This is a genomic window from Pseudomonas sp. FP603, from assembly GCF_030687415.1.
GTDB classification, from domain to species: Bacteria; Pseudomonadota; Gammaproteobacteria; order Pseudomonadales; family Pseudomonadaceae; genus Aquipseudomonas; species Aquipseudomonas wuhanensis.
The window spans coordinates 5,461,424-5,483,470 of record NZ_CP117431.1 but is presented as its reverse complement, the minus strand read 5'-3'; the positions used below and the strand labels follow the sequence as shown (position 1 = coordinate 5,483,470).

The following is a 22,047-nucleotide window of genomic DNA, read 5'->3' as shown; positions in this document are numbered from 1 at the left end:
GGGATTGTTGTGGACGAGAAACAACGTTACGACGAGGGCATGAAAGTCCGTCGCGCAGTGCTCGGTGACGCCCACGTCGACCGCAGCCTGAGCACGCTGACCGAGTTCAACTCGGAGTTCCAGGAGATGATCACCCGCCACGCCTGGGGCGACATCTGGACCCGCCCGGGCTTGCCGCGCCACACTCGGAGCCTGATCACCATCGCCATGCTGATCGGCATGAACCGCAACGAAGAACTCAAACTGCACCTGCGCGCCGCCGCCAACAACGGCGTGACCCGCGGCGAGATCAAGGAAGTGATCATGCAGAGCGCGATCTATTGCGGCATCCCGGCGGCCAACGCGACCTTCCACCTGGCCGAGTCGGTTTGGGATGAGTTGGGGGTTGAATCGCGGGAGTGACTGTCCACCACAAACCCTGTGGGAGCGGGCTTGCTCGTGAATGCGGTGAATCAGCTTGCATCAATGCTGAATGTTAAACCGCTTTCGCGAGCAAGCCCGCTCCCACATTGGGTCTGTGTTTACAGCAGACTGATCGGATAGCTGACGATCAACCGATTCTCGTCGAACTCGTTGTTGCTGAAGTCGCGGCGGATGGTCGAGTTGCGCCATTTGACGTTGAGGTTTTTCAGCGTGCCGCTCTGAACCGTATAGCCCAGTTCGCTTTCGCGGCCCCATTCCTTGCCGTCGCTGGTGGTTGCGGTGTGTACGTTGTCGCCGCTGATGTAGCGGTTCATCAACGTCAGGCCCGGCACGCCAAGGGCGGCGAAGTTGTAGTCGTGGCGCACTTGCCAGGATTTTTCCTTGGCGTTGTCATAGCTGGCATTGTAACTGTCGTTGGCCAGGGTGCCGCCGCTGGTGCCGTTGACCCGCATCCAGGCGCTGTCCCCGGTGAGTTTTTGCAGGCCGACGTAGAAGGTGTTGCCACCGTATTTGGCCGAGAACAGGCCCGACCAGGTCTTGTTGTCCAGCTCGCCAGCCCGGGCGCTGCCGTCATCCTTGCCGTAGAAGAACCCCAAATTGGCGCCGAATGTCCAGTCGCCCAGCGGTTGGGTGTGGATCAGGTTGACGTATTGCTGGCTGTAGATGTCCTTGAGTTGCGCGTTCCACAGGCCGATCTGAGTGCGCTTGTCGTTGAAGGCATATTCGCCGCCCTGGAAGTTGAAGCGATCTGACGTGAATGCTGCTTTGCCGGTCATCGACATGTCATTCATGCTGCTGTCGTCGCGCGGGCTGTTGGCGCGGAACTGGCCGCCGTAAAGCGTCAAGCCGTCGATTTCCTTCGAGGTGATCTGGCCGCCACGGAAAGTTTGCGGCAGCGAGCGACCATCGTCTGAACGCAGGATCGGCAATACCGGCATCCATTCGCCGACCTTCACTTCGGTCTGAGACAGCTTGGCCTTGAACGCCACATTGGTACGACCGAAATTGTCCGCCGGGCGACCGTCGTGGTCCAGCGGCAACAACTGCGTACCGCCGGTGCCTTTGCCGCCGTCGAGCTTGACCGAATACAACCCCAGCACGTCCATGCCGAACCCGATGGTGCCCTGGGTGAACCCGGACTTGGCATCGAGGATGAAACTTTGCGTCCACTCTTCGGCCTTGCCTTGAGCCTTGGTCGGGTTGGTGAAGTTACGGTTGATGTAGAAGTTGCGCAGGTTCAGATTGACCTTGGCACCTTCGGCAAAACCGGCTTCCTCGGCCATGGCGGGCAGGGCCGCACCGGCCAGTGCGATGGCGATCAGGCTGGGAAAGAAATACTGCGTGGAAGTCGTCATGGGCTCGGGTCTCTCTAATTCTTGGAGGTGAAACAGGGCGGTGCCGCAACGCTGGGGTTGCAGACAAAAGATTCGAATTCAGAAAAGCGGGGCGAAGTCAGCCGGACAGGGCAGGGCGCGGGGACATGGTGTCGAACCTGTTGTTATTGGTTTTGTACGACAGATGGTGAGGGAAACGGACTAAATGGTTCAATTGGGGGAGGGCGGGTTCTGGGCGATTATCGAACAGCAAAAAATCTAAAGATCTAAAGATCGCAGCCAACAAAAAGCCCACCAATCGGTGGGCTTCGTGTTTACCGCGCTATCAGAACAACTTCATCTTCGGCGCTTCTTCTTTCAGCGGCTCGTTCTTCGCCGTCTGTTCATTCCAGCCACCACCCAACGCCTTGTACAGATTGACTGCGCTGGTCAGCTGCGCCAGACGGTCGGTGATCAGCGCTTGTTGGGCACTGAACAGCTGGCGCTGGGCGTCGAGGAAGGTCAGGTTGCTGTCGACACCAATGCGGTAGCGACGCTCGGCCAGACGGTAGTAGTCCTGGTTGGCGCTGACGAAGTCACGCTGAGCCTGCAACTGCTCGGTGTAGGTCTGGCGTGCGGCCAGGCCATCGGCGACTTCCTGGAAGGCCGTTTGAATGGACTTCTCGTAGTTCGCCACGCCGATGTCTTTCTGGATCTTGGAGTAATCCAGGCTGGCGCGCAGGCTGCCGGCGTTGAAGATCGGCAGGTTGATCTGCGGCTGGAACAACCAGGTGCCCGAACCGCCCTTGAACAGACCGGACAGGTCCGGGCTCAGGGAGCCGGCATTGGCGGTCAGGCTGATGCTCGGGAAGAACGCAGCCCGTGCCGCGCCGATGTTGGCGTTGGCAGCCTTGAGGTTGTACTCGGCCTGAAGGATGTCTGGACGGCGTTGCAGCAAGTCCGACGGCAGGCCGGCCGGCACTTCGCTCAGCAGGTCGTCCGACAGTGGCTTGGCCGCTTGCAGATTGGCCGGGATACCGGTGCCGAGCAGCAATACTAGGCTGTTTTCATCCTGGGCGACCTGACGGGTGTATTTGGCCAGTTGTGCACGGGCGTTTTCCACCGAGGTGCGCGACTGGGCCAGATCCAGCGCCGAGGCTACACCCACTTCGTTGCTGCGCGAGGTGAGCTTGTAGCTCTCCTCATAGGCGCCGAGGGTTTCCTGGGTGAGTTTCAGCAGCTCTTTGTCAGCCTGCCAGGTCAGGTAGGCATTGGCCACGCTGGCCACCAGACTGATCTGCGTGCTGCGGCGTGCTTCTTCGGTGGCGAAGTACTTCTGCAGGGCTTCTTCGCTCAGGCTGCGCACACGACCGAACAGGTCGAGCTCATAGGCGCTGATGCCGACAGTGGCCGAGTAGGAGCTGCTGATGTTCGCTTCGCCAGTTTGCGAGGCCCGTGCCGGAACCCGCTGACGGCTGCCGCTGCCGGTAGCCGAAACAGCCGGGAACAGGTCGGCGCGCTGGATGCGGTATTGAGCCGCATAAGCGTCGATGTTCAGTGCCGCGACGCGCAGGTCACGGTTGTTCTCCAGTGCGGTCTGAATCAGCTGTTGCAGCGCCGGGTCGTGGAAAAACTGCTTCCAGCCCTGTTCGGCGGCAGCCTGGTTGGGCGCCTGGGCCGGCGAATACGCCGGGCCTTGCGGGTATTGGCCCGCCACCGGTGCTTCAGGTTGCTGATAATCGGGTATCAGCGAGCAGCCGCTCAGCACGAAGGCGGCGACTGCGATGGAGAGTAGCGACTTGCTCATTAGCCAGCCTCTTTAGAAGGTTCAATAGCGTCGTCATCTTGGTCGGCGATTTTGCGCTGACCCATGGACGACACGGTGACAAAGAACAATGGGACCCAGAAGATCGCCAGCACAGTGGCCGTGATCATACCGCCAATCACCCCGGTACCGATCGCATGCTGGCTACCCGAACCGGCGCCCGTGGAAATGGCCAGTGGTACCACGCCGAGCACGAACGCGAGCGAGGTCATGATGATCGGTCGCAGACGCATGCGGCAGGCTTCGATCGCGGCATCGCGCAAGCTACGTCCTTGCTCATGCAGTTCCTTGGCGAACTCGACGATCAGAATGGCGTTTTTCGCCGCCAGACCGATCGTGGTCAACAGCCCCACCTGGAAGTACACGTCGTTGGACAGGCCGCGCAGGCTGGTCGCCATCAGTGCCCCGATGATCCCCAGCGGTACCACCAGCATCACCGCGATCGGGATCGACCAGCTTTCATACAACGCCGCCAGACACAGGAACACCATCAGCAGCGACAAGGCGTACAACGCTGGCGCTTGCGAGCCGGACAGACGTTCCTCGTACGACAGGCCGGTCCAGGAAATACCGACACCGGCCGGCAGTTTCTTGGCCAGGGCTTCGACTTCGGCCATCGCTTCACCGGTGGAATAGCCTGGCGCCGGGGCACCGAGGATTTCCATCGCTTCTACGCCGTTGTAACGGGCCAGTTTCGGCGAACCGTAGATCCACTCACCCTTGGCGAACGCCGAGAACGGAACCATGGTGCCGGCGCTGTTGCGCACGTACCACTTCTTCAGGTCCTCAGGGCTCATGCGAGCGCCAGGCAGGCCTTGTATGTAAACTTTCTTCACACGACCGCGGTCGATGAAGTCGTTCACATAGCTACTGCCCAGGGCAATCGACAGGGTGTTGTTGATGTCGGTGAGGGTCACGCCCAGGGCGCTGGCCTTCTCATCGTCGATTTCCAGCTGGTATTGCGGCTCGTCGTTCAGGCCGTTAGGACGGACTTGCGACAGGACCTTGCTTTGCGCCGCCATGCCGAGGAACTGGTTACGTGCCTCCATCAGCTTTTCGTGACCGATACCGGCGCGGTCCTGAAGGAATACGTCGAAACCGGTGGCGTTACCCAGTTCCAGTACCGCCGGTGGCGCGAAGGCAAACACCATGGCGTCGCGGAAGGTAAAGAAGTGCTGTTGAGCACGGGCCGCCAGTTTGAACACGCTGTTGTCGGCGTTACGTTCTTCCCATGGTTTGAGCATGATGAACGCCATACCCGAACTCTGACCACGGCCGGCGAAGTTGAAGCCGGTCACGGTAAACACCGAGGCCACCGCATCGCCTTCGCCGCCATCCTTGCTCGGACGCAGCAGGAATTCGCGCATTTCGTCCACGACCACTTGCGTGCGCTGGGAGCTGGAACCAGCCGGTGTCTGCACCTGTGCAAACAGTACGCCCTGGTCTTCTTCCGGCAGGAACGCCGTTGGAATACGAGTGAACAGCCAGATCATGCCAACTACGATGATCAGGTACGCCAGCAGATACGGAGCCTTGTGCGCGAGCATGTTGCCCACGCCGCGCTCGTAGCTTTTGACGCCACGGTCGAAGCTGCGGTTGAACCAGCCGAAGAAGCCGCGTTTCGGCGTGCCGTGCTCACCTTTCGGAATCGCCTTGAGCATGGTGGCGCAGAGTGCCGGGGTGAAGATCAACGCTACCAGTACCGACAGGGCCATGGCCGAAACAATGGTGATCGAGAACTGCTTGTAGATCACACCGGTGGAGCCACTGAAGAACGCCATCGGCAACAGTACCGCCGACAGAACCAGGGCAATACCGACCAGGGCACCCTGGATCTGCCCCATGGATTTCTTGGTGGCCTCCTTGGGTGACAATCCTTCTTCGCTCATGACCCGTTCGACGTTTTCCACCACGACGATGGCGTCGTCCACCAGCAAGCCGATGGCCAACACCATACCGAACATGGTCAGGGTGTTGATGCTGAAACCGAACGCCGCGAGGATCCCGAATGTACCCAGCAATACCACCGGCACGGTCATCGTGGTGATGACGGTGGCGCGGAAGTTTTGCAGGAACAGGAACATCACCAGGAACACCAGCACGATCGCTTCGACCAGGGTTTCAACCACACCCTTGATCGACTCGGTCACCACCGGGGTGGTGTCGTACGGGAACACCACTTCCATCCCTTCCGGGAAGAACGGCTTGAGGGTGTCAATGGTATTGCGCAGGGCTTTTGCGGTGTCGAGGGCGTTGGCGCCGTTGGCCAGTTTCACCGCCAGACCGGAGGCCGGAGCGCCGTTGAACTGGGCGCTGATCGAGTAGTTTTCGCCACCCAGACCGACTTCCGCAACGTCGCCGACACGCACTTGCGAGCCGTCCTTGTTGACCTTCAGCAGGATCGCCTTGAACTGCTCGGCGGTCTGCAGACGAGTCTTGCCGATGATCGTCGCGTTCAGCTGTTGGCCGGGCAGGGCAGGCAAACCGCCGAGTTGACCGGACGAGACCTGGACGTTCTGTGCCGCGATGGCGGTTTTTACGTCCACCGGGGTCAGGTTGAAGTTGTTCAACTTGGCCGGGTCGAGCCAGATCCGCATCGCGTACTGGGCACCGAAGACCTGGAAGTCACCGACACCGGCCGTGCGCGAAATCGGGTCCTGCATGTTCGACACGATGTAGTTGGACAAGTCGTCCTTGGTCATGCTGCCGTCACGCGACACCACGCCGATGACCATCAGGAAGTTTTTCACCGACTTGGTCACGCGGATGCCCTGTTGCTGCACTTCTTGCGGCAACAGCGGGGTGGCCAGGTTCAGCTTGTTCTGGACCTGAACCTGCGCGGTATCGGAGTTGGTGCCCTGCTCGAAGGTCGCGGTAATGGTCATGTTGCCGTCGGAGTTACTTTCCGACGAGACATAACGCAGGTTGTCGATACCGTTGAGCTGTTGCTCGATCACCTGCACCACGGTGTCCTGCACGGTTTGTGCAGATGCGCCCGGGTAGGTCACCGAGATGGCAATGGCCGGAGGCGCAATGCTCGGGTATTGGTTGATCGGCAGTTTGAGAATCGATAGAGCCCCGACCAGCATAATCACCAAGGCAATCACCCAGGCGAAAATCGGACGGTCGATAAAAAATTTCGACATGGTTTACTCCCCTTTGCCGCCGACAGCTGTGTTAGCTGCCTGTGCGGGGGCCGGGCTCTTTGCGCCAACGTTAGTGGCTTCAGTGGCCTTGACTTCAACGCCAGGTCTGACGAATTGCAGCCCTTCGGTGATCACGCGATCGCCGGCCTTCAGACCGTCTTCAATCAGCCATTGGTTACCGACGGTGCGGCTGGCCTTGAGCTGACGCAGTTCGACCTTGTTGTCCGGACCGACGACCAGCGCGGTCGGAGAGCCTTTGAGGTCGCGGGTCACGCCTTGTTGCGGGGCCAGAATCGCCGCGCTGTCCACACCGGCCTGCAGCTGGGCGTGAACGAACATACCCGGCAGCAAGGTGTGATCAGGATTCGGGAACACGGCACGCAGGGTCACGGAGCCGGTGGTCTGGTCAACCGAAACTTCGGAGAACTCGAGCTTGCCGTCCAGCGTGTACTGGCTGCCGTCTTCGAGAGTCAGCTTGACCGCGGCGGCATTATCGCCAGCCTTTTGCAGGCGACCGCTTTCCAGTTCGCGGCGCAGCTCAAGCAGCTCCACCGAAGACTGGGTGACGTCGACGTAGATCGGGTCCAGTTGCTGAATGACGGCCATGGCGTCGGTCTGGCCGCTGCTGACCAGTGCGCCTTCAGTCACCGAAGAACGGCCGATGCGACCAGAGATCGGTGCGTAAACCTTGGTGTAGCGCACGTTGATCTGCGCGGTCTGCAGGGACGCTTCCGATTGCAGGCGGTTGGCCAGCGCGGTGTCGTATTCCTGACGGCTGACAGCCTGTTCGTCGACCAGTTGCTTGTAGCGGTCGGAGATCGACTTGGTCGAACGCAGGTTGGCTTCGGCGCTTTTCAGGGTCGCGTCATAGACCGACGGGTCGATCTGATAGAGCTGCTGACCGGCCTTGACGTCGCCGCCTTCCTTGAACAGTCGCTTGAGAATGATGCCGTTGACCTGTGGGCGAACTTCGGCAATGCGGAACGCACTGGTGCGCCCCGGAAGTTCGGACGTCAGGGTGAAGGCTTGAGGTTGCAGGGTTACGACGCCGACCTGAGGGGCTGGTGCGGCTGGTGCCGCCTCTTCCTTTTTACATCCGCTGAGCAGCGATGCCAGGGCGACGGCAGTAACCAGAGCGGTAACAGCTGGCTTGAATTGCATGAAGATCCTCGGGTCAGGCGCGCAATTGCGCACAAGAAAGGTGGAAGGTTAAAAAATTTCTACCGGGTGGATAAGTAGCTTGCTAAGGAATATACTTACGTTCATGGTTGTTTGTAAAGGCCTTGGCGGTGTACCTACATGGTTACAAAAGCCGTTCAAAGGTTTGAATTGTAGGCCTGATGAGACGCCCAAGAGCGCTCGCCCCACTTTTATTCAGCTGATATTCAGACATCGCTGAAGCACCCCTGATTGAGGTTTTACTGCCATGGTCCGTCGTACCAAAGAGGAAGCTCAAGAAACCCGAAGCCAGATACTCGAAGCGGCAGAAAAGGCCTTTTACGAGCGGGGCGTGGCGCGCACGACGCTGGCGGATATCGCTACTCTGGCCGGCGTGACACGCGGGGCGATCTACTGGCATTTCAGTAACAAGGCGGATCTGGTGCAGGCGATGCTCGATACCTTGCATGAGCCCCTGGATGAAATGGCCAAGGCCAGTGAAAGCGAAGATGAACTCGATCCGCTGGGTTGCATGCGCAAACTGCTGATTCATTTGTTTCATCAAGTTGCCCTGGACCCGAAAACCCGACGCATCAACGAGATTCTGTTTCATAAGTGCGAATTCACCGATGAAATGTGCGATCTGCGCCAGCAGCGCCGGACGGCCAGTCTCGATTGCAATGTGCGGATCGCTCTGGCCCTGAGTAATGCGGTGAATCGCGGGCAGTTGCCGGAAAACCTCGACACTGCCCGCGCGGCCATCAGCCTGCATGCGTACATCGATGGCATTCTGTATCAGTGGCTATTGGCTCCCGACAGTTTTCAACTGCACACCGAAGCCGAGCGCTGTGTCGATACAGGGTTGGATATGCTGCGCTTGAGTCCCAGCCTGCGCAATTGAAACAAAATGCGTAATTGGATCCATTTGTGTCAAGACTTGGGGCGGGGAAATGTCCCTGCTTCACTCGCCTTTCTGTGATGGGGTGCTTTTATATACGTACGGTTGCCAGGTTGATAGGTAGCGAGCTACGTATTTTGTAGGGATTTTGTGTCGAGTGTGTGAATGAATGTTAACAACCCGGGCTACAAGGGCGCCGAGCAGCCGATAAAGGGTATCGCGCTGATCTGCCTGGCGGTTTTGTTGTTCGCCAGTCACGACACGTTGTCCAAGTACCTGTCCGGGTTTTATCCGATCGTGATGGTGGTGTGGGCACGCTACGTGGTGCACACCTTGTTGATGCTGGTGATTTTCGTGCCACGCAGTGGTTTCTCGGTGGTAGTGCGCACCAAGCGTCCGGGTTTGCAATTGTTACGCGCCCTGTGCCTCATCGGCACGAGCCTGTTTTTCACTACCGGCCTGCGTTACATCCCCTTGGCTGAAGCCACCGCCGTCACTTTTCTTGCTCCTTTATTAGTGACCGCGTTGTCCGTACCGTTGCTGCATGAGCGGGTAACCCGCAATCAGTGGCTGGCGGTGGTGGGTGGATTTGTCGGCGTGTTGATCGTCGTGCGGCCCGGCGGTGCGCTGTTCACCCCGGCGATCTTGTTGCCACTGTGCTCGGCCTTGTGTTTTGGCTTCTATCAATTGCTCACCCGCCTGCTCAGCGGTATCGACAGCCCGACCACCAGCAACTTTCTCACCGGCATTCTCAATAGCCTGATCATGACTGCGCTGTTGCCGTTCTTCTGGAGCACGCCGACGCTGCTGCATAGCCTGTTCATGATCGGGTTGGGCACTTGCGGCATGCTCGGTCACATGCTGCTGACCCAAGCCTTCCGCCATGCGGCACCGGCGATGCTGGCACCGTTCAGTTACGGGCAGATTCTGTTTGCCGGGATATACGGGTATTTGATCTTCGACCATACCCCGGACAGCTTTGGCGTGATCGGTATCGCGGTGATTTGCCTCAGCGGTCTTGCGGTCGCCTGGGGGCAGCGCAAGCGCTGACAAGAGCGCAGCCTTCGGACAATCCTTTGATCTTCCATTCCATACGCAAAAGCCCCGGCTCTTTCGAGTCGGGGCTTTTGCATTTCAATGGCGCACGTTACAACACCGGGTAGTCGATGTAACCGACTGGACCCTTCGCATAGAACAGCTCCGGACGCGCCTCGTTCAACGGCGCATCGGCCTTCAAGCGCGCCGGCAGGTCCGGGTTGGCGATAAACGGCACGCCGAAGGCGACCGCATCAGCCTTGCCGCTGGCCAGCCACTCGTTGGCGCTGTCCTTGGTGAAGCGTTCGTTGGCGATGTACGGGCCGCCGAAGGCTTCTTTCAGTTGTGGGCCGAGACTGTCGCCGGCTTCTTTCTCGCGCGAGCAAATGAAGGCAATGCCACGCTTGCCCAGTTCGCGAGCGACGTAGGTGAAGGTCTCGGACAGGTTGTCATCGCCCATGTCATGGAGGTCGGCACGTGGTGACAGGTGCACACCCACGCGGCCCGCGCCCCAGATTTCGATGGCGGCATCGGTCACTTCCAGCAACAGGCGCGCACGGTTTTCCAGGGAGCCGCCGTAGTTGTCGGTGCGCTGGTTGGTGCTGCTTTGCAGGAACTGGTCGAGCAGGTAACCGTTGGCGCCATGGATTTCCACGCCGTCGAAACCAGCGGCCTTGGCGTTTTCGGCACCCACGCGGTAAGCGTCGATGATGTCGGCGATTTCAGCGGTTTCCAGTGCGCGCGGGGTTGGGAAGTCGGCCAATGGACGAACCAGGCTGACATGACCCTTAGGCTGGATGGCACTCGGTGCGACCGGTGCTTCGCCGTTCAGGTACAAGGGGTGGGAAATCCGGCCCACGTGCCACAGTTGCAGGAAGATTTTGCCGCCAGCACCGTGGATCGCTTTGGTCACGTTGCTCCAGCCGCGCACCTGGTCGTTGGACCAGATACCGGGAGTGTCCGGGTAGCCCACGCCTATCGGCGTGACCGACGTGGCCTCGCTGAGGATCAGGCCGGCAGAGGCACGTTGCACGTAGTACTCGGCCATCAGCGCGTTCGGCACACGGCCTTCGTCGGCGCGGCAGCGGGTCAGCGGTGCCATGATGATGCGGTTGGCCAACTCGAGGTCGCCCAGTTTGATCGGATCGAAAATAGTCGTCATGAAGTAGCTCTCTTTTAGCGATCAGTTAGTAGCGGGGGCCAGCTCGGCATCGCCGCTCTGACGGAAAGTAATCAGGGTCACCAGCAGGGCGAGCACCGCCAGTGCGGCGGCCGCAAGTGGCACGCGGGTCAGGCCGAAACCGTGGGCGATGACGCTGCCGCCGACCCAGGCACCCAGCGCGTTGCCAACGTTGAAAGCGCCGATGTTCAGGGTCGACACCAGGTTCGGTGCCGCCTTGCCGTAGGTCACCACGTTCACTTGCAGGGCGGGTACGGCGGCAAAGCAAGCGGTGGCCCAAAGGAACAGGGTGATTTCGGTGGGGATCACGGCAATGCTGGTCCAGGTCAGCACGGTGGACACGACCGCCATGGTGATGAACACACCGATCAGCGTCGCAGCCAGGCTTTTGTCAGCCAGCTTGCCGCCAATGATGTTGCCGACCGTCAGGCCCAGGCCGATGAGCATCAAGGTCCAGGTCACGCCGCGTGGCGAGACACCGGTGACCTCGCCCAACAGAGGGGCGACATAGGTGAACAAGGTGAAGACCGAGGCGGCGAACAATGCAGTCATGCTCAACGACAACCAGATGCCGGCGCCTTTGAGGGCGCGCAGTTCGGCGCGCATGTCGAGTTTCTCTTCGTCGCGTTTGGCCGGCAGGAAGCGGATCAGGCCGATCAGCGCAATCACACCGATCACCGTCACCGCCCAGAAGGTCGAACGCCAGCCAGCTTCCTGACCGAGCGCGGTGCCCAGCGGCACGCCAAGGACGTTGGCCAGGGTCAGGCCGGTGAACATCAAGGCCACGGCTGACGCACGTTTGTTGGCCGGCACCAAACCGGCCGCCACCACCGAACCGATGCCGAAGAAGGCGCCGTGACACAGCGCGGTGACCACACGGGCAAACATCAAAACGTTGTAGTCACTGGCCAGGGCGCAGAGCAGGTTGCCGATGATGAAGATGCCCATCAACGCTACCAATGCGGCCTTGCGCGGCAGTCTGGCGGTGGCCAGTGCCATGAACGGTGCGCCGATGGCCACGCCTAGGGCGTAACCGGTCACCAGCCAGCCGGCGCCTGGGATCGACACACCAAGATCAGCCGCCACCTCGGGCAACAGGCCCATGATGACGAACTCGGTGGTGCCGATGGCGAAGGCGCTCAAGGCCAGAATGAGTAGCGAGAGGGGCATTGTCAGTTCCTTGTCGGAGCGCTGAGCTCCTTGACGATGGCATCGAGGAACGCCTGAATCACGTCCTCGTTGCGTTTGAAAAAATGCCATTGACCGGCCTTCTGGCTGCTGATCAATCCCGCCCGTTGCAAGGTCGCCAAATGGGCGGACACGGTCGACTGCGACAGGCCGCAGCGTTGATCGATCTGTCCGGCGCAGATGCCGTACTCATGGTTGTGGAGTTGTTCCGGGAACTGGACCTTGGGGTCTTTCAGCCAGATGAGGATGTCTCGGCGTACTGGGTGTGCCAGCGCTTTTATTATTTCGTCGAGGTCGATGGTCATGATTGGGGCTCGTGATGAGTAAAACGCTATATCGCGATGAGGCGAACTTTAAATCGGTACTTCGCGATATACCAATATGATTTTGGTCTGATGACCGCATGAATCTGTATATCGGGTTATAACGATATGGATGGCACGGTGTTAAGCTGCGCGCATGAACTATCTCGCACATCTGCACCTCGGTGGCCAGCGCCCCGGTCAAATGCTCGGCAGTCTGTATGGCGATTTCGTCAAAGGGCGGCTGCAAGGGCAGTTCGATCCGGAGATCGAGACGGCCATTCAGTTGCATCGCAGCATCGACGTGTTTACCGATCGCCATCCGCTGGTGGACATCGCCTTGTCGCGGTTTTCCATCACGCGCCGGCGTTACGCCGGGATCGTGCTCGATGTGTTTTTCGACCACTGCCTGGCGCGGGACTGGGAGTTGTATGCCGACCGTCCGCTGGGGCAGTTCACCTCGGATGTTTACCGGGTGCTGTTGGCCGAGCCGCAGTTGCCGGAGCGCCTGGCGAAGATTGCGCCGCACATGGTGGCCAATGACTGGTTGGGGGCTTATCAGGAGTTCGAAGTGCTTGAGCAGGTGTTGCGCGGGATTTCGCGCAGGTTGACCCGGCCGGAGGAGTTGGCGCGGGCGATGCAGGAATTACGGGTATTGTATGAGCCGTTGAGCGAGGATTTCCGGTTGTTCTATCCGCAGTTGCAGGACTTTGCCCAAAACTATCCAACTACATAAATAACCGTGGGAGCGGGCTTGCCCGCGATTGCGGTATGTCATTCAACATCATCGTTGAATGTTTAGCCGCCATCGCGGGTAAGCCCGCTCCCACAGGGAGTTGTGATTAAGCAGCAATAGCCGGGCGCATCGGGATTTGCTGCGTTTCCGGAATCGCCCCAAACAACGCCCTTTGCACCGCCTGCTGCGCTTCGAACGCCAGCGCCGCACGCTCCCGGTCCTGGCACTCGATCGGTTTGAGCAGGTGAATCTCCACTTCACCCCGATCATTGGCGAACAAGCGCATCAGGTGCGAGAGCAAATCATCATCGCCAATGAACGGTGCCAGGGTATCGAGTTCGCCATCGCGCAGATAACGAATCGCCACCGGTTGCAGCGCCACTTCGGAATCGATCGCCGCGGACAGCAAACGACCATGAAACGTGCGCAGCGAACGGCCATCGGTGGTGGTGCCTTCGGGGAACATCAGCAGCGGATGTTCCTGCTCCAGATGACGGGTCATTTGTTTGCGGATCAGCTGACTGTCGCCTGAACCACGGCGAATGAACAGGCTGCCCGCCTTGGCCGCCAACCAGCCCGCCACCGGCCAGGTGCGCACTTCGGCCTTGGACAGGAACGACAGCGGCGTGAGCATGCCCAGCAATGGGATGTCGGTCCAGGACACGTGATTACTGACCCAGAGCATCGGCGCCTTCGGCAACTCACCATGCACGGTCACGCGAAAGGGCAGGGCATTGCTCAGCCGCGCCATGAAAAACCGCGACCAGCGCTGGCGACGGACCATCGAATGGGCAATCCCCAGTCGCTCGAACAAACCGAACACACTGGCCATGCTCAAGCCCAGCGTCACCACCAAAAGCACTCGCGCAACTCGCGCGTACACCCGCAAGCGGCTCATTACACAGCCGCCTTGAAGTGCTTGGCGTAGCGCGGGCAGAGCTCGTCGCGCTTGAGCAGGATGAACACGTCGGCCACCTGGAAGTCTTCGTCCCAGCATGGTTCGCCGCAGATTTTCGCCCCCAGGCGCATGTAGGCCTTGAGCAGTGGCGGCATTTCGGCGATGACGTTCGATGGAATTGCCAGCGTCGGCAATGGTTTCTTCGGCTCGGCCCGCAGGTGTTCGGTGCACAGGTAACGTTCGCGCAAGCGTTGCATGATCGCGTGGGCCTGAATGCCGCCGTCCTGCATCGGTATGCTCGCGCACCCCATCAAATAGCTGTAGCCGCCCTGGTTCAGCACTTCCGCCAGCTCACCCCAGAGCACGGCGATAGTGCCGCCGTTGCGGTAGGCCGGGTCGACGCAGGTGCGACCGATTTCCAGGATCGGGCCTTTCAAATGGACCAGGCCATGCAGGCTGAATTCTTCTTCACTGTAGAACTTGCCCAGGCTGCTGGCGGCCGTGTGGTCGAGCAAACGAGTGGTCGCCACCAGGCGCCCGGTGTTCAAGTCACGTACGCCGATGTGGGCGCAGTGAACATCATAGTCATCCATGTCCAGACCCAGCTCCGCGCCTTTCAGCTTGGCGTTGAATTCGCCGCTGAACACGTTGAAGCGCAAGGCCTGGGCTTCCTGCAACGCCTCGGTGCCCACCAGGCGTTCGGCTTGCAGGCGGCGTTCATTGCCGGTGTCGCTGATGCGGGCGATCTGAGTCATTGTGAGTCTCCGTACGGGCTGGCCACCCGTCTAGGGTTGCAGCCGATCGACTTTCTTTATGCAGCCGTGTTGTGCAAAGTCAGGCTATGTAGCCCCGGTGTCATCGCCATGAAGCTTTGGTGATGCTTATATGACAGCCCACGAGGAGCCTCTTATGCCCTGGCAATCTCTGTTGAACCGCCGCGATCGTCTGCCCGCCAACCCGGACCTGGGCGAAGGCTTTGCAACCTTGTTGCAACAGTTGGGCGCGGTGACGCCGTTCGAACTGGCGGTGGTCGGTGGACGGCTGATGGCGACACCGGGGCTGGCGTTTCTGGTGGGTTATCAGGCGGCTTTGCGCATGCTCTGGCCGAGCGCGCCGCTGAGCCTCGGCGCGTTGTGTGCGACCGAACAGCGCAGTTTGCGGGTGGCGGACATGCAGACCAGGTTGCGCGATCTGCGCCTGAGCGGGCGCAAGGATTTCGTCACCGCCGGCGATGCCGCCGACTGGTTGCTGGTGGCTGCTCGCAGTGAAGAACCCGGCGAAGTGCCGCGCTTGAACCTTGCGGTGGTTTACCCCGGCGAACCGGGTGTACGTCTGGAAAAGCTCGCGCCGATGCCACTGATGCCGGACATAGGCCACGGCCGGTTGTTTCTCGACAACGCACTGTGTGAATTGCTGGCGGGGGATGGTTGGGATGCTTACGTCAAACCGTTCCGAACCCTGGAAGACATCTATGTGCTGAGCGCCATGACTGCGTGGCTGTTCGGCGTTGGCCAGGACAGCGACTGGCCGCAAACCTTGCAACTGCGCTTGCTGGCGCTGCTGGCCGGGTGCGCGGAAGTCAGCCGCCAGGCGCCGAACAATCCGGCTGGGCATGTGTTGCTGGGCGGGTTGTTTGCGCAGTTCGATGGGCTCAAGGCTGAAGTGAATCAGGCCCTGGCCGATGGCCCGCCAGAATGGGCGGCGATGTGGCAGCGCGATCAGAGCGTGATGGATTTAGCGGCCGGGGCGCGGGGGAAACGGTTGGCCAAGGCGTTGGCGGGATTGTCGTAAGGCTGAAGGGACCCTTCGCGGGCAAGCCCGCTCCCACATGATCTGCGCCGTACACAATATTTTGCACACCAGAGATCCTTGTGGGAGCGAGGCTTGCCCGCGATGGCGGCCTTATTGGCGACACAAATCCCGGAACTGTCATCAACCTCGACTAGGCTCTGCAGGTTCATCCCTCCGAGCGCCCCTCATGTTCAAAGGCTTGTCCCTGATTTTTATGCTGCTGCTCAGCCTCGCGGCCCACGCCGAAAACTGGCCGGCCGAGCAATGGTCGCCCGGCCCGAAAGTCACCGGCCCGGCACTTCAAACCCTGGAAAACTACGCCTTCCCGCCCCGCGACGATGCCACTCACCAAGGCATTCGCACCGATGCCTTGCTGGTAATCCGCGACGGCCAACTCGTCTACGAACGCTACGCCGGCCCGACCACTGCTGAAACGCCGCACCTGACCTGGTCGATCAGCAAAAGCCTGATGGCCGCGGTGCTCGGCGTGGCCTATGGCGAAGGGCTGTTCAAACTCCAGGATCCGGTGCAGAAATTCTATCCACCGCTGGAAAAACACCCCGCCATGACCATGGCCGACCTGCTGCACTGGGCCTCCGGCCTGGACTGGCAGGAAGACTACGAATACGCCCCATTGAAGTCCTCGGTGGTAGCCATGCTCTACACCCGTGGACACCGCGACATGGCCGCATTCACTGCCGAGCACGACGAGTACGCCAAACCCGGTCAGGCATTCCGTTACTCCAGCGGCGACAGCAACCTGCTGTCCGCCGCGCTGAAAACCATCGTTGGCCCGGCCCGTTATCCGGATTATCCATGGACCGCGCTGTTCGAACCTTTGGGGATTCGCAGTGCGGTGTGGGAAGCGGATGCCACGGGCACGTTTGTCGCATCGTCCTACGTCTATCTCACTGCCCGGGATCTGGCGCGGGTCGGCCTGTTGATGGCGCGCGATGGTCGTTGGCGTGAGCGGCAATTGCTGCCCAAAGATTGGGTCGACTTCAGCCGCGAGCCTTTCGCCCGCTATCAAGCCAACCAGGATGAAGCGGTGCCCGGCGGGCATTGGTGGCTCAATCGTGCGGTGGAGGGCGCAACCCAACCCTGGCCCGCCGCCCCCGCCGACACCTTCGCCGCGCTGGGCCATTGGGGCCAGGCGATGTACGTGATTCCCAGCGAAAAGCTGGTGATCGTGCGCTACGGCGATGATCGCGATGGAAGTTATCGGCACAACGAATTGCTCAACCTCGCGCTCAAGGCATTTGCCGTGAAGGTGCAGCCATGAGCCGCCGCAGTTTTATTCGTCGTCGGCCGTTCAGCACGCTGTTGCTGGTGCTGCTGATCGCCTTGCTCGGCTGGGTCTGGCAGGAACGTGTGGCGCTGTGGGCCTTCCCCGACATCATCAGCGCCTACACCGCCAAGGAATACTGCTCGTGCCGTTATGTGATGAATAATTCGGCCGAGTATTGCCAGGGTTATGTGAAGCAGTATTTGCCCACCAGCGGTTTCGTCGATGACGCCGCCAGCAAGCAGGTGACGGTCGACGGGATGGGGCGCAGCAATAGCGCACAGTGGATCGGCGAGCGCCAAGGCTGCCGCCTGCAACCCTGACAGTGGTCAGTTTTTTGTGGCGAGGGAGCTTGCTCCCGCTCGGCTGCGCAGCAGTCGTAATGCCAGCGGCCGAGGTCTGACTGGAAGAACTCATTGTCTGATTTTGGGAGCGCTTCGCACTCCAGCGGGAGCAAGCTCCCTCGCCACCAAGGTCGGGTTGGAGTAACAGAAAGTTTGCAACCTGTCTCAGGGCGGTTAAGGTTCGCTCAGGTTTATCTGCCCATGAGTCTCTATGTTCAACCGCTTTGTCTGCAAAACCCTCGCCTTCCTGCTGCTGGCCGGTGTCACCGTGTCGGCCCAGGCCAATTGGTATCTGGATGGCGAGTCTTCGCGGCTGTCGTTCATCAGCACTAAAAACGCCAACATCTCCGAAGTGCAGCGCTTTCTGGTGCTGCACGGCAAGGTCGATCCCAAAGGCCTGGCGCAGGTAGAGGTTGAGCTGGAGTCGGTCAACAGCGGCATACCGCTGCGCGACGAACGCATGCGCAAGGAACTGTTCGAGATCCAGACGTTCCCTGAAGCGCTGATTACCACGCAGATCGATCTGCGGCCGATCAACGACCTGGCGCCGGGTGCGCAACTGGAGCTGCGCCTGCCGCTGACCGTCAACCTGCATGGCAAACAACACCAATACAACGCCGAACTGTTGGCGACCCGTCTCGATGACCGGCGCTTTCAAGTGGTGACCCTTGAGCCTTTGGTGATCAGCGCTGAAGATTTCGACCTGGCTCCGGGCCTGGAAAGCTTGCGCAAGGTTGCCGGTTTGTCGGCCATCAGTCTGTCGGTGCCGGTGGGTGCGGTGCTGATTTTCACGGCGCGCTGAGATGCGTGGCGCAATTTTCCCGTGGCGCGAAGGCAACCGCTTTGAACTGCTGATCGATGGTCCGCAGTTTTTTCCGCGAATGCTGGTGGCGATTGCCCGCGCCGAAGAACAAGTCGAACTGGAGCTGTATCTGGTGGAAGCGGGGGCTTGCGCCGAGGCCATGGTCCAGGCGCTGGTCCAGGCGGCCGAACGCGGCGTGCGGGTGCGTTGCCTGTTCGATGACTATGGCAGCCTGGCCTTTACCCTGACCTTGCGTCAGCGCCTGACGGCCGCCGGTGTCGAGTTGCGTTTCTACAATCGCCTGAGCTGGCGCCGTTGGGTGGGTAACTTCTATCGCGATCACCGCAAGCTGCTGCTGGTGGATCAATGCCTGGCGGTAGTCGGCGGCACCGGTGTCACCGATGAGTTCTGGACGCCAGGCGAAGACACCAGCGAATGGCACGAAGTGATGGTGGAAATCGTCGGCCCGTTGGTGATCGACTGGCAGTTGCTGTTCGACCGCCAATGGATCGCCAACCGCTATCGCCGCGCCTGGAAACCCGCTGCGCACTTCGGTTTGCCGCGCTTGCCGCGAGTGCCGGCCATGGGCGGGGGCATGGGCCGAGTCGCCTATGCCGACGCCCGCCAGCACCGCGATATTCTGCAATCACTGGTTCGCGCGCTGAACAGCGGCCAGCGGCGAATCTGGCTGGCCACGCCGTATTTCCTGCCGACGTGGAAAGTCCGCCGCTCACTGCGCCGGGCGGCGGCTCGTGGTGTCGATGTGCGTCTGCTGCTGACCGGGCCGCGCACCGATCACCCGTCGGTGCGCTACGCCGGGCATCGTTACTACCCGCGTCTGCTCAGGGCCGGGGTGAAGATCTTCGAATACCAGCCGTGTTTCCTGCACCTGAAAATGGTGTTGATCGATGACTGGGTGAGCATCGGCTCATGTAATTTCGATCACTGGAATCTGCGCTTCAATCTGGAGGCCAATCTTGAGGCACTGGACCCTGGGCTGACTCGAGCGGTGGCGGCGAGTTTCGAGAATGACTTTGCCTTGAGCCAGGAAGTCAGTCTCGAGGCGTGGAAGCGCCGACCGTTGTGGCGGCGGGTCAAGCAGAGGGTGTGGGGTTGGGTGGATCGGCTGGTGGTGAATCTGCTGGATCGGCGCGGATAGTTGTCACACTAAAAAACACTGTGGGAGCGGGCTTGCCCGCGATGGCGGCCTGACAGTCAACAATGATGTTGAATGTGATGGCCTCATCGCGGGCAAGCCCGCTCCCACAGGTTTTTGCAGTGTTTGAACGGTTACAGCAACTCAAAGCTCTGCTGCGTCACGTCCTGGGAGTCCAGGCCGATCTGCACGTTGAACTTGCCCGGTTCCGCGGCGTACTTGAGCTGGGCGTTGTAGAACTTCAGGTCATCCTCGGTGATGGTGAAGTGCACGACTTTCTGTTCGCCGGCCTTGACCAGTACTTTCTGGAAGTTCTTCAGTTCCTTGACCGGGCGGATCATCGAACCGGTCACGTCCTGGATGTACAGCTGCACCACGGTTTCGCCATCACGCTTGCCGGTGTTTTTCACCACGACGCTGGCGTCAAGTTTGCCGGTCTTGTTCAGTGTGGTCGACGACAGTGCCATGTCGGTCAGGCTGAACTGGGTGTAGCTCAGGCCGAAGCCGAATGGGAACAGCGGCCCGGTGGTGTCTTCGAAATACTGCGAGGTGTAGTTGCCTGGTTTGCCCGGAGTGAACGGCCGGCCAATGCTCAGGTGGTTGTAGTAGGTCGGAATCTGACCCACCGAACGCGGGATGGTGATCGGCAGTTTGCCCGACGGGTTGTAGTCGCCGAACAGCACGTCAGCAATGGCGTTGCCGCCTTCGGTGCCGCTGAACCAGGTTTCCAGAATCGCGTCAGCCTGCTCGTTCTCTTCGAGAATCGACAGCGGACGGCCATTCATCAATACCAGCACCAGCGGTTTGCCGGTGGCTTTCAACGCCCTGATCAGCTCGCGCTGGTTGGCCGGGATGTTCAGGTCGGTGCGGCTCGACGATTCGTGGGACATGCCACGGGATTCGCCCACCGCGGCCACCACCACATCAGCATCCTTGGCGGCTTTTACCGCTTCGTCGATCAACACGTTGGCCGGGCGCGGATCATCCACCACTTCCGGCGCGTCGAAGTTGAGGAAGTTCAGGTAATCGAGGATTTTCTTGTCGCTGGTGATGTTCGCGCCACGGGCGTAGATCAGCGTCGACTGCGCGCCGAGTGCATGGGTCATGCCGTCGAACAGGGTGACCGATTGCGCGGGACGGCCGGCGGCGGCCCAGCTGCCCATCATGTCGATCGGCGCCTTGGCCAGTGGACCGACCAGGGCGATTTTCGCGGTTTTCTTCAGGGGCAGGGTATCGCCCTGGTTTTTCAGCAGCACCAGGCTGCGGCGCGCCACATCACGGGCCTCGGCACGGTGCAGGCGGCTTTCGGCGTAGGTGTCGGCCGGGTCATCCTCGGCCTTGCCGATGCGCAGGTACGGGTCCTTGAACAGGCCCATGTCGTACTTGGCGGCGAGCACTTCACGCACGGCGTTGTCGATGTCTTTCTGTTCGATCTCGCCGGATTTGAGCAGCCCCGGCAGCTCTTTGCCGTAGAGGGTGTCGTTCATGCTCATGTCGATGCCGGCCTTGATTGCCAGCTTCGCCGCTTCTCGACCGTCACGGGCGACGCCGTGCTTGATCAGCTCGAAAATCGCCCCGTGGTCGCTGACCGCCAGGCCCTTGAAGCCCCATTCCTTGCGCAGCAGGTCGTTCATCAGCCAGGTGTTGGCAGTGGCCGGTACGCCGTTGATCGAGTTCAGCGCAACCATCACCCCGCCGGCACCGGCGTCGATGGCGGCGCGGTACGGCGGCAGGTAATCCTGGTACATCTTGACCGGGCTCATGTCGACGACGTTGTAGTCGCGACCGCCCTCGACCGCGCCGTACAAGGCAAAATGCTTGACGCTGGCCATGATGCTGTCGGCCGCGTTCGCACCGCTGCCCTGCAAGGCCCTGACCATTACGCCGGCGATCCGCGACACCAGGTAGGTGTCTTCGCCGAAGCCTTCGGAGGTGCGCCCCCAGCGTGGGTCGCGGGAGATGTCGACCATCGGCGCGAAAGTGATGTCGAGGCTGTCAGCTGCGGCTTCCTTGGCGGCGATGCGCCCCGACAGGCCGATGGCATCCATGTCCCAGCTCGAGGCCAGGGCCAGGGGGATCGGGAAAATGGTGCGGTGGCCGTGGATCACGTCATAGGCGAAGAACATCGGGATCTTCAACCGGCTGCGCATGGCTGCGTCCTGCATCGGACGGTTTTCTGCGCGGGTGATCGAGTTGAAGGTGCCACCGATATTACCGGCGGCGATTTCCTTGCGGATCATCTCCCGAGGCATTTCCGGGCCGATGCTGATCAGGCGCAACTGGCCGATCTTTTCATCGAGGGTCATCTGCTTCATCAGGTGGCTGATGAAGGCGTCCTTGTTCTCTATCGGTGCGGGCGTCGTGGCGGCCAATGCGGTATGACTGGCCAGGCTGACGAACAGGCCCAGCAAACACAGCTTCTTCATGAATGGTTTTCTCAAAAGGCCCAAGCGGCAATGAATACGCGCCGGTCAGCCAAAATGTTGGGAGCGACTATTGTTGTTCAGGTGTTGTGCAGAAAAATGCAGCACACTTCTTACTGTTTTTTCGCTGGGCATCTTTTAGCC

At 60.4% G+C, this 22,047-nt stretch carries 19 protein-coding genes; 9 read left to right on the top strand and 10 right to left on the bottom strand.

The genetic code is table 11. The features are described from left to right. The first annotated feature begins 9 nt into the window (after window positions 1-9). On the top strand, window positions 10-402 hold the full coding sequence (gene pcaC / locus PSH65_RS25390) for a 4-carboxymuconolactone decarboxylase (RefSeq protein WP_205887454.1): 393 nt from the start codon (window positions 10-12) through the stop codon (window positions 400-402). 119 nt (window positions 403-521) lie between these two features. Here pcaC and PSH65_RS25385 read toward each other — a convergent pair whose 3' ends face one another. The 4 genes from PSH65_RS25385 to emhA form a co-directional block, all read right to left on the bottom strand. Further along, window positions 522-1,778 carry an OprD family porin gene (locus PSH65_RS25385; protein ID WP_305423056.1) on the bottom strand — a complete coding sequence of 419 codons (1,257 nt, stop codon included), beginning with the start codon at window positions 1,776-1,778 and terminating at the stop codon, window positions 522-524. 304 nt (window positions 1,779-2,082) lie between these two features. Then, window positions 2,083-3,543 carry an efflux RND transporter outer membrane subunit EmhC gene (gene emhC, locus PSH65_RS25380; protein ID WP_305423054.1) on the bottom strand — a complete coding sequence of 487 codons (1,461 nt, stop codon included), beginning with the start codon at window positions 3,541-3,543 and terminating at the stop codon, window positions 2,083-2,085. Further along, entirely contained in the window at window positions 3,543-6,707 is a 3,165-nt protein-coding gene (gene emhB, locus PSH65_RS25375) for an efflux RND transporter permease subunit EmhB (protein WP_305423053.1), read from the bottom strand. The genes emhC and emhB overlap by 1 nt, the downstream gene beginning before the upstream one ends. 3 nt (window positions 6,708-6,710) lie before the next feature. Next, window positions 6,711-7,868, bottom strand: coding sequence for an efflux RND transporter periplasmic adaptor subunit EmhA (emhA, locus tag PSH65_RS25370; RefSeq protein WP_305423051.1), 1,158 nt, complete (start codon window positions 7,866-7,868; stop codon window positions 6,711-6,713). A 265-nt stretch (window positions 7,869-8,133) separates the two neighbouring features. Here emhA and emhR point away from each other — a divergent pair, with 265 nt between their 5' ends. Both emhR and PSH65_RS25360 read left to right on the top strand, forming a co-directional pair. After that, entirely contained in the window at window positions 8,134-8,766 is a 633-nt protein-coding gene (emhR, locus tag PSH65_RS25365) for an efflux system transcriptional repressor EmhR (RefSeq protein ID WP_038979269.1), read from the top strand. Window positions 8,767-8,928: 162 nt separating this feature from the next. Beyond that, entirely contained in the window at window positions 8,929-9,813 is an 885-nt protein-coding gene (locus PSH65_RS25360) for a DMT family transporter (RefSeq protein WP_305423050.1), read from the top strand. Between the two features lie 97 nt (window positions 9,814-9,910). Here the strand turns inward: PSH65_RS25360 and PSH65_RS25355 are convergent, their stop codons facing one another. The 3 genes from PSH65_RS25355 to PSH65_RS25345 are packed head-to-tail and all read right to left on the bottom strand — an operon-like array spanning window position 9,911 to window position 12,471. Beyond that, on the bottom strand, window positions 9,911-10,960 hold the full coding sequence (locus tag PSH65_RS25355; protein ID WP_192344313.1) for an alkene reductase: 1,050 nt from the start codon (window positions 10,958-10,960) through the stop codon (window positions 9,911-9,913). Between the two features lie 21 nt (window positions 10,961-10,981). After that, window positions 10,982-12,148: an MFS transporter gene (locus PSH65_RS25350; protein ID WP_007903798.1), complete on the bottom strand. Its 1,167-nt coding sequence runs from the start codon at window positions 12,146-12,148 to the stop codon at window positions 10,982-10,984. A 2-nt stretch (window positions 12,149-12,150) separates the two neighbouring features. After that, window positions 12,151-12,471 (bottom strand): helix-turn-helix transcriptional regulator, encoded by a 321-nt coding sequence (locus tag PSH65_RS25345; RefSeq protein ID WP_030132713.1) that lies wholly within the window; start codon window positions 12,469-12,471, stop codon window positions 12,151-12,153. Between the two features lie 154 nt (window positions 12,472-12,625). Between PSH65_RS25345 and PSH65_RS25340 the strand changes: the two genes are divergently transcribed. Next, window positions 12,626-13,204, top strand: coding sequence for an ACP phosphodiesterase (locus PSH65_RS25340; protein WP_305423048.1), 579 nt, complete (start codon window positions 12,626-12,628; stop codon window positions 13,202-13,204). A gap of 106 nt (window positions 13,205-13,310) precedes the next feature. Here the strand turns inward: PSH65_RS25340 and PSH65_RS25335 are convergent, their stop codons facing one another. Then, complete coding sequence (locus PSH65_RS25335) at window positions 13,311-14,102, bottom strand: 1-acyl-sn-glycerol-3-phosphate acyltransferase (protein WP_305423047.1); 792 nt, start codon at window positions 14,100-14,102, stop codon at window positions 13,311-13,313. Continuing rightward, a complete protein-coding gene (gene olsB, locus PSH65_RS25330; RefSeq protein ID WP_305423045.1) occupies window positions 14,102-14,857 on the bottom strand; it encodes an L-ornithine N(alpha)-acyltransferase in 756 nt (251 codons plus the stop codon). The genes PSH65_RS25335 and olsB overlap by 1 nt, the downstream gene beginning before the upstream one ends. Before the next feature lie 154 nt (window positions 14,858-15,011). Between olsB and PSH65_RS25325 the strand changes: the two genes are divergently transcribed. The 5 genes from PSH65_RS25325 (at window position 15,012) to PSH65_RS25305 (ending at window position 19,483) form a co-directional block, all read left to right on the top strand. Next, window positions 15,012-15,893: an acyl-CoA dehydrogenase gene (locus PSH65_RS25325; protein ID WP_305423044.1), complete on the top strand. Its 882-nt coding sequence runs from the start codon at window positions 15,012-15,014 to the stop codon at window positions 15,891-15,893. Window positions 15,894-16,080: 187 nt separating this feature from the next. Next, entirely contained in the window at window positions 16,081-17,175 is a 1,095-nt protein-coding gene (locus PSH65_RS25320; protein ID WP_305423043.1) for a serine hydrolase, read from the top strand. Then, entirely contained in the window at window positions 17,172-17,501 is a 330-nt protein-coding gene (locus PSH65_RS25315) for an amidase (protein ID WP_305423042.1), read from the top strand. The genes PSH65_RS25320 and PSH65_RS25315 overlap by 4 nt, the downstream gene beginning before the upstream one ends. Before the next feature lie 232 nt (window positions 17,502-17,733). After that, window positions 17,734-18,324, top strand: a complete 591-nt coding sequence (locus PSH65_RS25310) for a YceI family protein (protein WP_201059816.1) — start codon at window positions 17,734-17,736, stop codon at window positions 18,322-18,324. A gap of 1 nt (window position 18,325) precedes the next feature. Continuing rightward, window positions 18,326-19,483: a phosphatidylserine/phosphatidylglycerophosphate/cardiolipin synthase family protein gene (locus tag PSH65_RS25305; RefSeq protein ID WP_305423041.1), complete on the top strand. Its 1,158-nt coding sequence runs from the start codon at window positions 18,326-18,328 to the stop codon at window positions 19,481-19,483. A 131-nt stretch (window positions 19,484-19,614) separates the two neighbouring features. Here the strand turns inward: PSH65_RS25305 and bglX are convergent, their stop codons facing one another. Then, complete coding sequence (bglX, locus tag PSH65_RS25300) at window positions 19,615-21,906, bottom strand: beta-glucosidase BglX (RefSeq protein ID WP_305423040.1); 2,292 nt, start codon at window positions 21,904-21,906, stop codon at window positions 19,615-19,617. Window positions 21,907-22,047: the final 141 nt, after the last annotated feature.

Bases quoted from the DNA above. Each gene is read 5' to 3' on its own strand.
- PSH65_RS25385 (WP_305423056.1), bottom strand. From the start codon at position 1,778: ATGACGACTTCCACGCAGTATTTCTTTCCCAGCCTGATCGCCATCGCA.
- emhC (WP_305423054.1), bottom strand. From the start codon at position 3,543: ATGAGCAAGTCGCTACTCTCCATCGCAGTCGCCGCCTTCGTGCTGAGC.
- emhB (WP_305423053.1), bottom strand. From the start codon at position 6,707: ATGTCGAAATTTTTTATCGACCGTCCGATTTTCGCCTGGGTGATTGCC.
- emhA (WP_305423051.1), bottom strand. From the start codon at position 7,868: ATGCAATTCAAGCCAGCTGTTACCGCTCTGGTTACTGCCGTCGCCCTG.
- emhR (WP_038979269.1), top strand. From the start codon at position 8,134: ATGGTCCGTCGTACCAAAGAGGAAGCTCAAGAAACCCGAAGCCAGATA.
- PSH65_RS25360 (WP_305423050.1), top strand. From the start codon at position 8,929: ATGAATGTTAACAACCCGGGCTACAAGGGCGCCGAGCAGCCGATAAAG.
- PSH65_RS25355 (WP_192344313.1), bottom strand. From the start codon at position 10,960: ATGACGACTATTTTCGATCCGATCAAACTGGGCGACCTCGAGTTGGCC.
- PSH65_RS25350 (WP_007903798.1), bottom strand. From the start codon at position 12,148: ATGCCCCTCTCGCTACTCATTCTGGCCTTGAGCGCCTTCGCCATCGGC.
- PSH65_RS25345 (WP_030132713.1), bottom strand. From the start codon at position 12,471: ATGACCATCGACCTCGACGAAATAATAAAAGCGCTGGCACACCCAGTA.
- PSH65_RS25340 (WP_305423048.1), top strand. From the start codon at position 12,626: ATGAACTATCTCGCACATCTGCACCTCGGTGGCCAGCGCCCCGGTCAA.
- PSH65_RS25335 (WP_305423047.1), bottom strand. From the start codon at position 14,102: ATGAGCCGCTTGCGGGTGTACGCGCGAGTTGCGCGAGTGCTTTTGGTG.
- olsB (WP_305423045.1), bottom strand. From the start codon at position 14,857: ATGACTCAGATCGCCCGCATCAGCGACACCGGCAATGAACGCCGCCTG.
- PSH65_RS25325 (WP_305423044.1), top strand. From the start codon at position 15,012: ATGCCCTGGCAATCTCTGTTGAACCGCCGCGATCGTCTGCCCGCCAAC.
- PSH65_RS25320 (WP_305423043.1), top strand. From the start codon at position 16,081: ATGTTCAAAGGCTTGTCCCTGATTTTTATGCTGCTGCTCAGCCTCGCG.
- PSH65_RS25315 (WP_305423042.1), top strand. From the start codon at position 17,172: ATGAGCCGCCGCAGTTTTATTCGTCGTCGGCCGTTCAGCACGCTGTTG.
- PSH65_RS25310 (WP_201059816.1), top strand. From the start codon at position 17,734: ATGTTCAACCGCTTTGTCTGCAAAACCCTCGCCTTCCTGCTGCTGGCC.
- PSH65_RS25305 (WP_305423041.1), top strand. From the start codon at position 18,326: ATGCGTGGCGCAATTTTCCCGTGGCGCGAAGGCAACCGCTTTGAACTG.
- bglX (WP_305423040.1), bottom strand. From the start codon at position 21,906: ATGAAGAAGCTGTGTTTGCTGGGCCTGTTCGTCAGCCTGGCCAGTCAT.